The 12,262-nt window shown below is 66.1% G+C and carries 12 protein-coding genes; 6 read left to right on the top strand and 6 right to left on the bottom strand.

Annotation, left to right across the window (positions count from 1 at the left end):
• On the top strand, positions 1-413 hold a 413-nt coding region (locus tag BFE01S_RS08805; RefSeq protein ID WP_028225165.1), incomplete at its 5' end, for an OmpW/AlkL family protein.
• A gap of 94 nt (positions 414-507) precedes the next feature.
• Here BFE01S_RS08805 and BFE01S_RS08800 read toward each other — a convergent pair.
• On the bottom strand, positions 508-711 hold the full coding sequence (locus BFE01S_RS08800; protein ID WP_028225164.1) for a DUF1289 domain-containing protein: 204 nt from the start codon (positions 709-711) through the stop codon (positions 508-510).
• A gap of 586 nt (positions 712-1,297) precedes the next feature.
• Between BFE01S_RS08800 and BFE01S_RS08795 the strand changes: the two genes are divergently transcribed.
• The 4 genes from BFE01S_RS08795 to BFE01S_RS08780 all read left to right on the top strand — a co-directional run bounded on the left by BFE01S_RS08795 (position 1,298) and on the right by BFE01S_RS08780 (position 5,404).
• The gene (locus tag BFE01S_RS08795) at positions 1,298-2,398 is read left to right on the top strand and encodes a polyamine ABC transporter substrate-binding protein (protein ID WP_028225163.1); all 1,101 of its coding nucleotides are present in this window, start codon (positions 1,298-1,300) and stop codon (positions 2,396-2,398) included.
• A 101-nt stretch (positions 2,399-2,499) separates the two neighbouring features.
• Complete coding sequence (locus BFE01S_RS08790; RefSeq protein ID WP_028225162.1) at positions 2,500-3,660, top strand: ABC transporter ATP-binding protein; 1,161 nt, start codon at positions 2,500-2,502, stop codon at positions 3,658-3,660.
• Positions 3,657-4,589, top strand: a complete 933-nt coding sequence (locus tag BFE01S_RS08785) for an ABC transporter permease subunit (RefSeq protein ID WP_028225161.1) — start codon at positions 3,657-3,659, stop codon at positions 4,587-4,589. Before BFE01S_RS08790 ends, BFE01S_RS08785 begins: the two co-directional genes overlap by 4 nt.
• Positions 4,586-5,404, top strand: coding sequence for an ABC transporter permease subunit (locus tag BFE01S_RS08780; protein ID WP_028225160.1), 819 nt, complete (start codon positions 4,586-4,588; stop codon positions 5,402-5,404). The genes BFE01S_RS08785 and BFE01S_RS08780 overlap by 4 nt, the downstream gene beginning before the upstream one ends.
• 84 nt (positions 5,405-5,488) lie before the next feature.
• On the opposite strand, the gene BFE01S_RS08775 is transcribed toward BFE01S_RS08780, so the two are convergent.
• Positions 5,489-6,910, bottom strand: coding sequence for a methyl-accepting chemotaxis protein (locus tag BFE01S_RS08775; protein WP_028225159.1), 1,422 nt, complete (start codon positions 6,908-6,910; stop codon positions 5,489-5,491).
• Between the two features lie 438 nt (positions 6,911-7,348).
• Between BFE01S_RS08775 and BFE01S_RS44115 the strand changes: the two genes are divergently transcribed.
• A complete protein-coding gene (locus tag BFE01S_RS44115) occupies positions 7,349-7,498 on the top strand; it encodes a hypothetical protein (RefSeq protein WP_156966950.1) in 150 nt (49 codons plus the stop codon).
• On the opposite strand, the gene BFE01S_RS08760 is transcribed toward BFE01S_RS44115, so the two are convergent.
• From BFE01S_RS08760 to BFE01S_RS45745, 4 genes are all read right to left on the bottom strand, one after another.
• Positions 7,495-8,976: a flavin-containing monooxygenase gene (locus BFE01S_RS08760; RefSeq protein WP_028225158.1), complete on the bottom strand. Its 1,482-nt coding sequence runs from the start codon at positions 8,974-8,976 to the stop codon at positions 7,495-7,497. The two genes, BFE01S_RS44115 and BFE01S_RS08760, sit on opposite strands and share 4 nt — an antisense overlap.
• Before the next feature lie 165 nt (positions 8,977-9,141).
• Positions 9,142-10,335 carry a tetratricopeptide repeat protein gene (locus BFE01S_RS08755; RefSeq protein WP_028225157.1) on the bottom strand — a complete coding sequence of 398 codons (1,194 nt, stop codon included), beginning with the start codon at positions 10,333-10,335 and terminating at the stop codon, positions 9,142-9,144.
• Between the two features lie 125 nt (positions 10,336-10,460).
• Positions 10,461-11,141, bottom strand: coding sequence for a PspA/IM30 family protein (locus BFE01S_RS08750; protein WP_028225156.1), 681 nt, complete (start codon positions 11,139-11,141; stop codon positions 10,461-10,463).
• A 337-nt stretch (positions 11,142-11,478) separates the two neighbouring features.
• A complete protein-coding gene (locus BFE01S_RS45745) occupies positions 11,479-12,186 on the bottom strand; it encodes a hypothetical protein (RefSeq protein WP_042337348.1) in 708 nt (235 codons plus the stop codon).
• Between the last annotated feature and the right edge of the window lie 76 nt (positions 12,187-12,262).

Raw genomic sequence — 12,262 nt, 5'->3', positions numbered from 1 at the left:
ATATGGCCACGGACAGCATCGGCGTCGAGCTGATACTCGGCACGTCGCGCAACCAGGTCACCTCGAGCATCGGGGCACTCGGGGGCGTGGGCGTGCTGCCGCCCACGCTGCTGCTGCAATACCACTTCAACCACGCGGGCAAGGTGCGTCCGTACATCGGCGCCGGCGTGAACTACACGCTGTTCTACAACAACGGCCTGCATGCGGGCGACGCCCCCGTCTCGATCGACAACCACAGCTGGGGGCCGGCACTGCAGGCCGGCATCGACGTGGACGTGACGAAGCGGGTGTTCGTGAACGCCGACATCAAGAAGGTCTGGATGCGCACGGGCGCCTCGCTCAACGGCTCGTCGATCGGGACGCTCTACATCGATCCGCTGATCGTGGGCGTGGGTGTCGGCATGCGCTTCTGACGCGCGAAGCCAGTCTTGCCTGGAGAGAGACCAGCGCCGGTTCATCGCGAACCGGCGCTTTTTTTATCGGGAGAATGCCGGGCGAGGGGGCGTTTCAGGCGCGGTCTTTCTGGAAGCGCATGGCCGTGCCTTCGCGTTCGATGCGCGCCCAGACCACACGCTTTTCCTCGTCGCTCAGGAAGACCCAGTTGGAGACTTCCATGGCCGTGCGGCCGCAGCCTTTGCAGATTTCGTCGAAGAGCGTCGAGCAGACGCCGATGCAGGGGCTGTCGGGGAGGTCGTGAAGGTTGGATGCCATCGAAAAGTGCCTTGGGCGCGGCCGCGGGCAGGGTGCCCGGACGGTTCGCGGATAGAAACCCCGCTATGGTAGCCGATTCTGCCGGCCGGTCCCGGGGCAGCCCCACTGGCGGCGTTGCCGGCACTCCTCCGCGATGTCCTCCGCGGGCCGTGCCATGCGTGCTGCATCGGGCGAGGCGGGGCAGCGGCGCGCCGGGCCGCAGTGCAGTGCTCGCGGCGGCACTCACAGCGATTTGAAAGGGAGCTTCCGGTTCCGGCCGCGCGCCCCCGTCCGCCTTGCCCCAGACCTGTGCAACCAGGCATGCGGCACCCGCTCCGGCACCCGCTTCGCCCGAAAACCGCATGTCGGGTTTTTTTGGTGGACACGCGCGCAGAACCGGCTAAAATTGCGCGCGATTTATTGCCGGTCATCGACGGTGGGACGACGCAGCGCCCGGCGGCTGTTCCGTTTGTGCTACAGGCTGGCGTTTTTTTTGTCGTCCGACATGTTTGATGGTAGGTTTCGTAAAGTTTGGGGGAGCCGCGCGGCGCGCGCGGCATGTCGCAAGGCACGCGGCCGGCAGGGACCGGCCCGGACGGAGAACGGAATGAGAAGACAGGTGGTGACACGACTGGCCGCGCTGGCGCTGTGCGCTGCGCCGTGGTTGACGGCGGTGGCGAAAGACACGCAGCTGAACGTATACAACTGGTCCGACTACATCGCCACCGACACGATTCCGAACTTCCAGAAGCAAACCGGCATCAAGGTCAAGTACGACAACTACGACAGCGACGACACGCTGCAGGCCAAGCTCCTCGCGGGCAATTCGGGCTACGACATCGTCGTGCCGACCAGCAACTACGCAGGCAAGCAGATTGCCGCCGGCATCTTCGCGCCGCTCGACAAGTCGAAGATCCCCAACCTCAAGTACCTCGATCCGCAACTGATGTCGCTGATCGCCGGCGCGGATCCGGGCAACAAGTTCGTGGTGCCCTGGGCCTACGGCACGACCGGTCTCGCCTATAACGTGACGAAGGCGCGGCAGTTGCTGGGCAAGGACGTGCCGCTCGACAACTGGGACATCCTCTTCAAGCCCGAGTACCTCTCGAAGCTGAAGGCCTGCGGCGTTTCGGTGCTCGACGCGCCGGACCAGATGTTCGCGGCCGCGCTGCACTACATCGGCAAGGACCCGATGTCGACCAATCCGGACGACTATCGCGCCGCGCTCACGATGATGAAGAAGATCCGCCCGTACATCACGCAGTTCAACTCGTCGGGCTATATCAACGACCTCGCCGGCGGCGACATCTGCTTTGCTTACGGCTGGTCGGGCGACGTCGTGATCGCCAAGCACCGCGCGATAGAGGCGAAGAAGCCGTACGAGATCGAGTACTACATCCCGAAGGGCGGTGCGCCGATCTGGTTCGACGTGATGGCGATTCCGAAGGATGCGCAGCACAAGGAAGCCGCGCTCGAATGGATCAACTATATCGAGACGCCGCAGGTTCACGCCGCGATCACGAACGCTGTCTATTACCCGAGCGCCAACGCGGAAGCGCGCAAGTACGTGAACAAGGACATCGCGAACGACCCGGCCGTCTATCCGCCGCCCGAGGTCCTGAAGACGCTGTTCCTGCTCAAGCCGCTGCCGCCTGAGATCCAGCGCCTGCAGACGCGCCTGTGGACCGAATTCAAGTCGGGCCGCTAAAGCGAAACGGTGGCAACCTTTGTTTTACCCGAGCCCCCGGCAGGTTGCCGGGGGCTTTGTTCGTCAACTCCGTCCAATGACCTTGCAGGGCAGAGAGAATCATGAGTGACCAGTCGAGCGCACCGGCGGCCGCCGGCGTGCTGCCTTCGGGCTACACCGCGGCGAATGCCGCCGCGGACAACTTCGTGCAGGTCGTCGATGTCGTCAAGAAGTTCGGCGAAACGGCGGCCGTCAAGGGCGTCAACCTGTCGGTGAGGAAGGGCGAGCTGTTCGCGCTGCTCGGCAGCTCGGGCTGCGGCAAGTCCACGCTGCTGCGCATGCTGGCCGGCTTCGAGAGCATCACCTCGGGCAAGATCCTGATCGACGGCGAGGACCTCGCCACGCTGCCGCCGTATCGGCGGCCGGTCAACATGATGTTCCAGTCGTATGCGCTCTTCCCGCACATGACGGTCGAGTCGAACGTCGGCTTCGGGCTGCGTCAGGAAGGCGTGAAGAAGGGCGAACTGCAGGAGCGCGTGGCCGCGGTGCTCGAACTCGTGCAGATGTCGCGCTACGCGAAGCGCAAGCCGCACCAGCTTTCGGGCGGCCAGCAGCAGCGCGTCGCGCTGGCCCGCTCGCTCGTCAAGCGTCCCAAGCTCCTGCTGCTCGACGAGCCGATGTCGGCGCTCGACAAGCAGATTCGCCAGCGCACGCAGATCGAGCTCGTCAACATTCTCGACAAGGTCGGCGTCACCTGCATCATGGTCACGCACGACCAGGAAGAGGCGATGACGATGGCAGGGCGCCTCGCGGTGATGAGCGAAGGCGAGATCGTCCAGATCGGCACGCCCAACGAGGTGTACGAGTACCCGAACAGCCGTTTTTCGGCGGAGTTCATCGGCTCGACCAATCTCTTCGACGGCGCCGTGGTCGAGGACGAGCCCGATCACGTCTATGTGGAGTCGCCGGACCTTTCCGTGCGCCTCTACGTGAGCCACGGCATCAGCGGCCCGCTCGGCATGCCGGTGACGATCTCGGTGCGCCCGGAGCGCATCGCGCTCACGCGCAAGCCGCCCGAAGGCGCTTTCAACTGGGGGCACGGCGTGGTCATGAACGTGGCCTACATGGGCGGCTACTCGCTCTATCACGTCAAGCTCGACTCGGGCAAGACCGTGGTCGCGAACGTGTCGAGCCTCGCGATTTCCGAAATCGATTCGCCGGCCTGGGGCGACGAAGTCTACGTGCGCTGGAGTGCCTCGGCTGGCGTGGTGCTGACGTCATGAGGGCGAGGCTGAAGAAAATCGTCAACTGGCCGGTCGCGCGCTTCAACCTGACCGGCCGCACGGCCGTGGTGGCGGGGCCGTTCTTCTGGCTGGTGCTGTTCTTCCTCGTGCCCTTCATCCTCGTGGTGAAGATCAGCTTCGCGGACCAGCAGCTCGGCATTCCGCCGTACACGGAGCTCACCTCGTTCGCCGACGGTGTGCTGCACATCTCGCTCGATCTTTCGCACTACGCGTTCCTGTTCCAGGACAGCCTCTACTTCGCCACCTATGTGAATTCGGTGGAAGTGGCGGCGATCTCGACGCTCCTGTGCCTGTTGATCGGCTATCCGATGGCGTATTACATCGCGCGCTCGAACCCGGCCACGCGCAACATCCTCATGATGGGGGTGATGCTGCCGTTCTGGACGTCGTTCCTGATTCGCGTGTACGCGTGGATCGGCATTCTCAAGAACAACGGACTGCTGAATAATTTCCTGATGTCGATCGGGGTGATCCACACGCCCATCGAGCTCTATCATACGAACACGGCGGTCTATATCGGCATGGTCTATTCGTACCTGCCGTTTCTCGTGATGCCGCTCTACGCGCACCTCGTGAAGATGGACCTCACGCTGCTCGAGGCCGCCTACGACCTCGGCGCGAAGCCGTGGCGCGCGTTTCTCGAAATCACGCTGCCGCTTTCGAAGAACGGCATTATCGCGGGCTGCCTGCTCGTGTTCATTCCGGCGGTGGGCGAGTACGTGATCCCCGAGCTGCTGGGCGGCGCGAATACGCTGATGATCGGCCGCGTCATGTGGAACGAGTTCTTCGACAACGCAGACTGGCCGATGGCCTCCGCCGTGACCTGCGCCATGGTGCTGCTGCTGCTCGTGCCGATGGCGCTGTTCCAGCACTTCCAGGCGAAGGAACTGGAGGGCCGCGGACGATGAAACCCAATCGCGTTCTGCAGTTCATCGCGCTGGGCCTGGGCTTTGCGTTCCTCTATATCCCGATCGTCAGCCTCGTCGTCTATTCGTTCAACGAGTCGCAGCTCGTGACGGTGTGGACGCATTTTTCGACGAAGTGGTATCAGGCGCTCTCCACCGACGACGAACTCATTACGGCCGCGTGGCTTTCGCTGCGCATCGGCCTGATGACGGCGTTCGCCTCGGTGGTGATCGGCACGTGGGCGGGCTACGTACTCGCGCGCATGGGGCGTTTTCGCGGCTTCACGCTCTACACGGGCATGATCAACGCGCCGCTCGTGATCCCCGAAGTGATCCAGGGCATCTCGCTCCTGCTGCTCTTCGTGGAAATGGGCAAGCTGCTCGGCTGGCCCGCGGGGCGCGGCGTGTTCACGATCTGGATCGGCCACGTGATGCTCTGTATCTCGTACGTGGCGATCATCGTGCAGTCGCGCGTGCGCGAGCTCAATCCGTCGCTCGAAGAGGCCGCGCTCGACCTGGGCGCCACGCCGCTCAAGGTGTTTTTCACGATCACGCTGCCGCTCATTTCGCAGGCGCTGGCCGCGGGCTGGCTGCTCTCGTTCACGCTCTCGATCGACGATCTGGTGCTTTCCGCGTTCCTCTCGGGTCCCGGCTCGACGACGCTGCCGCTCGTCGTGTTCTCGCGGGTGCGCCTCGGCCTGAATCCGGAAATGAACGCGCTCGCCACGCTCTTCATTCTCGTAGTGACGATCGGCGTGATCTTCGGCAACTACTTCATGCAGCGCGCCGAACGCAGGCGCATGGCCATGGCGGTCTGAGCAGCCGGCGTTCAGAACCTTGCCGGAGACGGGACGGCGCGCGGGCAGAGTCTGCCGCGCGCCGTTCGTCATTCTGGCGAAGCCTTACGAGAGGCGGTAGCCCATGCGGAAGCCGCCCCAATGCCGGCCGTTCACGAAGATGGGTGCGGAGGCGTCCTTCATCATCGCAAAGTGGCCGCCGCCCATGTCGCGGCGGTAGGTCTGCAGCAGGAACGGCTTCGTATGCGAGCCGGCGCCGAGGCCGGTGCGGTCGCCGAACAGGCGGCGATTGCGGCAGTTCGCGGCGTTCCAGACCGGATCGTTGCCCTGCGGCTGCGAAAATTTGCGGTTGTGCGTGGGAATGTAGCCGCGCGGATCGATTGCCACGCAAAACGCCACGCGCTCGTCGAAAGTCAGCAGCGGCTCCAGGATCGCCGGCAGCACGCGGTCCGTGAACGCGGTGAAGCGTGTGACGTGCTGCTGAGGGTTGGTGTCCGGCACCGGCACATAGGTACTGTCGAAGAGATCCGCTTCGCCGAGATCGCCGCGCGCGAGCCCCGCTTCGAAGAGCTTGCCCACCTGCGCGGCGGCGCGCTGCACGGCTTCGATGAAGCGCGTGTCCTCGGTTTCGACGCCCGTGGCGGCCGAAAGCTCGATCAGCGTTTCCGATACGTCGAGCAGGTGTCCTAACTGATCCTTCGCCTGGGCGAAATTGCGGCTCGAATCTTCGACGCCGTCCACCATCTCTTGCACCTGCGCTTCGAGCCCGTCGCACTTGGCTTCGATCTCGCCCGTGAGCTGGGCGATCTGTCCGGCGTGTTCGTCGAGTTGCATGATGGCGGCGCCCGTGCTTTGCACGGCCTCGCCGATCGTATGCGTGCCCGCGCGGACGCGATGCGCGCGCTCGGTGTTGGCCGCGCCCTCGACGATAAGCTGCTCGGTCTGCTTCGTGAGCTGGGCGAGCGTCTGTTCGATTTGCCCCGTGGCCTGCGCCGTTTTCGCGGAAAGATTCTTCACCTCCGCGGCCACGACCGCGAAGCTCTTGCCCGATTCCCCGGCGCGCGCGGCTTCGATGGCGGCGTTCAGCGCGAGCAACTGGGTCTGACGCGCGATCTGCGAAATCTCTTCGGACACCCTGGAGACGTGAGCGAGCGCGCTCTTGAGCGCGCCGATCTGGCTTTCGATCACCGTGACGCCTTCCACCAGGCCGTGAATATCGGCGAGCGAGGCGTCGATGGTCTGCTGCGAGGATTGCACGGTGGCCGCCGTGCCGGTGCTGACTTCGCGCATCGCGCGCGCGGCGGCCGCAATCTGGTGATTGCCGGCGAGCGTATGGGCGGCCGAGTCGCGCAGCGCGTGACAGACGGCGGCCTGGTGCTGGACGCGCGCGGCGACTTCGTCGACGTGGCCGGATACATCGCAGATCTCAATGCCGAGGCGGCCCGCCTGGGCGGCAATGTCGCCGACGACTCCGGCCGACTTGCCTGCACGGCGAGGGCCGCGCAGGCGCAAACGCAAACGTGACATCGGGTGTCTCCTACCATAGGAAGCTATCGATCGAGCCCGCCGCGGTTCAGTGCTGCGCCGCGCGGCGGACCGACAAAGGCCGGACCCGGTCGTTCACGCGAACGCCGGGCTCTCTGGCCTGTTAACGGCCCGTAATGTGTGGACTTGAGCGTGAATCTGGCCCAGCGGCTATGATCGTGGCGCGGGCCGGACTCAGGCGCCGAGGATGCCGAGGGCGCTGAGGGTGCCGAGGGTGCCGAGGGTAGCGAGCACGGCGAGGACCCGCATGGGAGCACGATGATCGAAGGCATGCTGGGCGACGGAGCCGTAGCGGGGCTCTGGCAGCAACTGGTGCTGCTCTGGGAACTGATCGTGATGGTCTGCCGCTTTCTGTGGGGACTGTTGCGGTTGCTCGGGGGCGGCTAGACGGTGGTGAGCGGGCGGTTGGGGCGAGACGGGGTGCAGGCGTTCCACCGGTTCGACAAGACAGCCACGGGCCACGCGCCGATGCTGGCTGCGTTGCGGGTGCTCTGCGACGAAACGCAGGAGCAAGGCCGCGTGAATTTCGCGTACGAAACGCGCGTGTATGCAGGGCGGCCGCTGCGCTAGCCGCCAAACTCGTAATCGCTTTCGCGCACGCGGCGCGTCCTGCGCCGGAAGTCGAACGTGAACCCGGGCCACAGCGACGTGTTCTTGCCGCGCCGCGTCTGATACCAGCTATGGCATCCCGATTGCCAGACGGTGCGCGCAAAGCGCTCCTGCAGCGCCGCGTTGAATGCGCGCTGCACCTCGGCCCGCACGCGCATCGTGCGTGCGCCCCGGCGCTGCAATGCGCGGATACAGTCGGCGATATAGCGCACCTGCGACTCGATCATGTAGATCATCGAGTTGTGCCCGAGCCCCGTGTTCGGGCCGACGATCAGGAACAGGTTGGGAAAGCCCGCGACAGTGGCGCCCAGATAGGCCTCCGGGCCATCGCGGCGCCAGGCCGTGCCCAGATCCGCGCCGCCCGCGCCGGTCACGCGAAAGGGCGCATCGACGTCGTTGACCTGGAAGCCGGTCCCGCAGATGAGCGCGTCGAATGAACGATGCGTGCCGTCGGCGGTGACGATGCCGTCGGCGACCACTTCGCGGATCGCATCGGTGACCAGTTCGACATTGGGCTGCGCGATGGCGGGATAGTAGTCGGACGAGAGCAGCACGCGCTTGCAGCCCAGCAGGTAGTCGGGCGTGAGCTTCGCGCGCAGGACCGGGTCCGGCACCTTGCGCGCGAGATAGCCGCGCGCGAACTTCGTGGGCGGCTTGAGGAGCCGCAGATCGACGGCAAAGCCGAGCACCCGCACTTCGTGCTGGCAATACACGGCCGCGCGCGCAATACGCTGCGCGAGCGGCATGCGTCGGTAGAGCGCGCGCTTGCGCGCGTCGATGGCGTGGTCGCGGCGCGGCATGATCCACGGTGCGGTGCGCTGAAACACGGCAAGCTGCGCGACGCGAGGCTGGATATGCGGCACGAACTGGATCGAGCTCGCGCCGGTGCCGATCACGCCAACGCGCTTGCCGTCGAGGTCGTAGCCGTGGTCCCAGCGCGCCGAGTGAAAGAGGGCGCCCTCGAAGCGGTCGAGCCCCGGCAGGTCGGGCAGGGCCGGCCGCGAGAGCGGGCCGTTCGCGGCGATCAGCAGATCGGCCGTGACGGTATGCGGGACCCCGTCCTTTTCGATCTCGATGTGCCATATGCCGCTGGCCTCGTCGAAGCGCGCGGCAGTCACGCGCGAACGATATTCGATAAAACGCTCGACGTCGTATTTGCGCGCGCAATGGCGCAGGTAGTCGAGAATCTCGCGCTGGGGCGCGAAGGCGCGCGTCCAGTTCGGGTTCGGCTCGAACGAAAATGAGTAGAGGTGCGAAGGAATATCGCAGGCTGCGCCGGGATAGGCGTTATCGCGCCAGGTGCCGCCGAGATCCGCGGCGGCCTCGTAGATCGTGAACGAATCGAGGCCCATGCGCCGCAGACGGATCGCCATGCCGATCCCGGCGAAGCCGCTGCCGACGATCGCGATGCGCGGCGAGGTGCCAGGAGGTGAAGCCATGTGACATTCCTTGAGGTGCGGGCGTTCTTTGCGTGGCCGCACGCACAGATGAAAACGGGCTCCGCGAGGGAGCCCGTCGTGACGGTTAGCCGTGGCGGGCGCCTCGCGGCGATCCGGCGCTATGCCACGATTCGCTGCGATTTGCCGCGACTGCTTGCCGCGTGCTTACGAGTTGCTCCAGTCGTCGGAGCTGTCGTTGCTGCCGAGATCGACGCCGCCACCGCCGGAACCGTCGTCCCAGTTGTTGGAGCCCTGGCCGAAGTCCAGTCCGCCGCCGTCGTTGTTGCCGGCACCGTTGCCGTCGCGCGGAATGCGCCGGCCGTCGTCGTCCACGTACACGTCGCGTTCAACCACGCGGTCGCGGCCCGAATTCAGGGCTTCGCCCAGCAGCACGCCGGTCAGCAGACCGCCCATGCCGCCCATCATTCCGCCGCCGCCTTGCTGCACGATAACCTGCGGCGGCTGTTGCGGCGGATACGGTATTTGCTGCTGACGGCCGAAGGCAGCATCGGCCTCGCGGGCGTAGGGCGAGTCGCTGCCGTACGGCGAAGCTGCAGCGGGCTGCGCGTTCGGATCGGGACGACCCTCGGCGCGCGCCTTGAGGCTTTCGAACTGGCGCCCGAGATCCTCGACCTGGTACGGGGCAACCGGGTTCGCACTGTTCGAGAGCGTTTCCACGAGGCTGCGCAACTGCGTTTCGAGCCCCTCGACTTCCTTTTCGAGCGCTTCGTGGCCCGGCACGGTCGAGAGCTTCACGTCGAGCTTGAGCGAGCGCACGGCGTTGAGCAATTCGGTGGCGCGCTTGAGCTGATCGCGGCGGTCGTCGCCGGCCTTCGCATCGTCGGTCGATTTCGCGCGGCGCAGCGTCCAGCGCAGCACGAGCGCGATGCCCACCAGCACGACTGCAATGGCGATCCATGCGCCCATGCCCGGGCCGTGATGCGTGGCCACTGGCGCGGGTGCGGCCTGCTGGGCCTGTTGCGCAAACGGATTGCCGGTGCTGCCGGTATTGCCGCCGCTGACGCCGCCCGTGCGCGTGGCGTCGGCGCGGATCTTCGCTTCCACGCGGGCGAAGTTCTGCGGCGTCGTGAAGTGCAGTTGCGGATCGAGCGATTTGGCCTGCTCGACCTGGGTGAGCGCGTCGGCGTAGCGGCCTTCTCGATCGAGCACCTGCGCATACAGATAGTGCGCGTGCGCGTTGTTCGGGTGCGCCTGCAGGACCTCGACGAGGCCGGCATCCGCGCGTTGCCAGTCGCCTTGCGACATGGCGGATTCGATCTGCTGGGCGCTCGGCACCGCGAAAGCGGCGCCGCTCACGAACGCGAGCGAGGCGAAGGCAGCGACGAGAAACTTTTTCATGTTGCAGCCGGGCGGCTTGACGCCCGTCTCCATGACGATCGGGATGAGGATGCGGCGCGTTGCGCGGGCCGCACACCGAGGCGCGAGGCTTGTGGCAAGGCGCCGTCTCCGGCCACCCCGGCGCGTTACTGCGCCGGCGTGTTCAACTGCTTTTTCAGGGCTTCGAGGCGGTCGTCCACCGAAGGGCCCTTGTTCAGCGCGGCGAGCTTGTCGTCGAGCGCCTTGCCGCTCGACGTATCCGCCGAGTTCAGGCGCGCATCCGAGCGTGCGTTCGACAGCGTGACCTTGTCTTCGAGCTTCTGGAAGTCGGCCGAGAGATTCTTGCCGCCGATGCCGCCGAGCGCGGTTGCCGCGACGTCCTTGGCCTGCGCGATCTGCTGCTTGGCCTGCAGGATGTTCGAGCGCGCGTTGAGGTCGTTGCGGCGCTGGCGCATGTCGTCGATCTGCTGCTTGAGCTGATCGACCGACGGTTCTAGCTTCGCGAGCTCGGAGGCCAGCGCGTCGCGTTCGGCTTCGGCCGTGGCCTGCGCGCCGAGCGCTTCGCGGGCGAGCGCTTCGTCGCCCGATTGCAGCGCGCGCTTCGCGCCGTCTTCGTACTTCTTCGCCTTGTCGGCGGCCACGTCGCGCTTGCTTTGCTGCGTCGCGACCTGCGCCTGGATTTCGACGAGCGAGTTCTCCGCTTTCGCGATGCTGTCGTCGAGCTCGCGCACGATCTGGCGGGCGTCGCGCGACGGATCCTGGACCGAATCGGCGGCATCGTTCAAGAGGCCCTTGAGCGTGCGCGAAACAGAGTCAAAAAGCGACATGAATTCCTCCGTGAATTGAGATCGGCCGTCATGGGCCGAGGTGCATGCATGTGCGTCCCGCGGGGCGGGCAGCGTGCCCGTTGCGCTGTCGTGCGGTACGGGTAGGCTGCGCATGCAGCGCGCAAATCGGGGCGCCAGGTGCCGTTTGCAAGTGGGCAATCGAAACTTTGCGGCGATTGCCTTGCGCCTTGCTTTGTACCGTTTCCCGCTCGCCCGCAAGCACCGCGGGGCGCCATTGCTCGCGGATATTACACCACGGGGTCGCTTAAAAGGGACTTAAAAGGTCCGGTGCCTCGCCCGTGCGCTGCGGTGTGTCCGCGGTGCGCCCGTGGTGCGATCACGCGAACTTGCCGTCTTCGGGGGCACCCCCGTTATGCCCGTCGTGGCGGGCGTCGGCATCGCCGTGCGGACGCGTCGCGCGCGCGAACGACGCGCCGTTGCCAGGCGATTGCAGCGGCGCTTCGTCTTCGAGTCGGGAGGCAGAGGAAAGGGCGGTGCCGCCTGCGCCTGCCTCGTTCGTTTCAGCAGCAAGACGGGCAACGGCCTGGGCGATTTCGCGCGCGGCGTTGCCGGGATTCGGGTCGACGGTAAGCGCTGCCGGCAGCGTTTCGCCATTTGCGTGGTCCGCGTCGGCGTCCTGAAGCGTGGCGTCATGCTGATCGCCGGCGTCTACGGCGTCGCCGTGGCTTTCCCCGGCGGCCAGCAGCGCGGCATCCGCTGCCGCGCCGGTTTCTGCGTCGGTTTCCGCGCCGGTTTCCGGGTCGGCGAGAGGCGCGGGCGCGGCGCGCAGCGGACTCGCTCGGCCGGAGCGCAGCGGCCTTGCCGCACGGCGCAGGACCTGGGCGAGCGCATCGGGTTCGCGCGGGGCGTTCAGCCGGTCCACGATGCTCGCGGCTTTCACCTGGTCGCTGGTCGCGCTGAAGGCGATCACGGCCCGGCGCATCAGCTCGCTGATGCTGATGCCGAGTCCGTCGGCCGTAGCCGAGATCGCGCGCTTTTGCGCGGGCGTGACGAAAACGACGATGCGTTCGCTGGGCTTGTTCATGATCGGCTGGCCATGGGGTCGGCTTCGGGTGACCTCGGGTCCCGTCCCGGCGGGGGCGCGTTCGCCGCTCGCGCGA

The organism is Paraburkholderia ferrariae NBRC 106233 (assembly GCF_000685035.1).
Classification (GTDB): domain Bacteria; phylum Pseudomonadota; class Gammaproteobacteria; order Burkholderiales; family Burkholderiaceae; genus Paraburkholderia; species Paraburkholderia ferrariae.
Note: the sequence above shows the minus strand (reverse complement) of the source record. Positions and strands in the feature narration are given on the sequence as shown.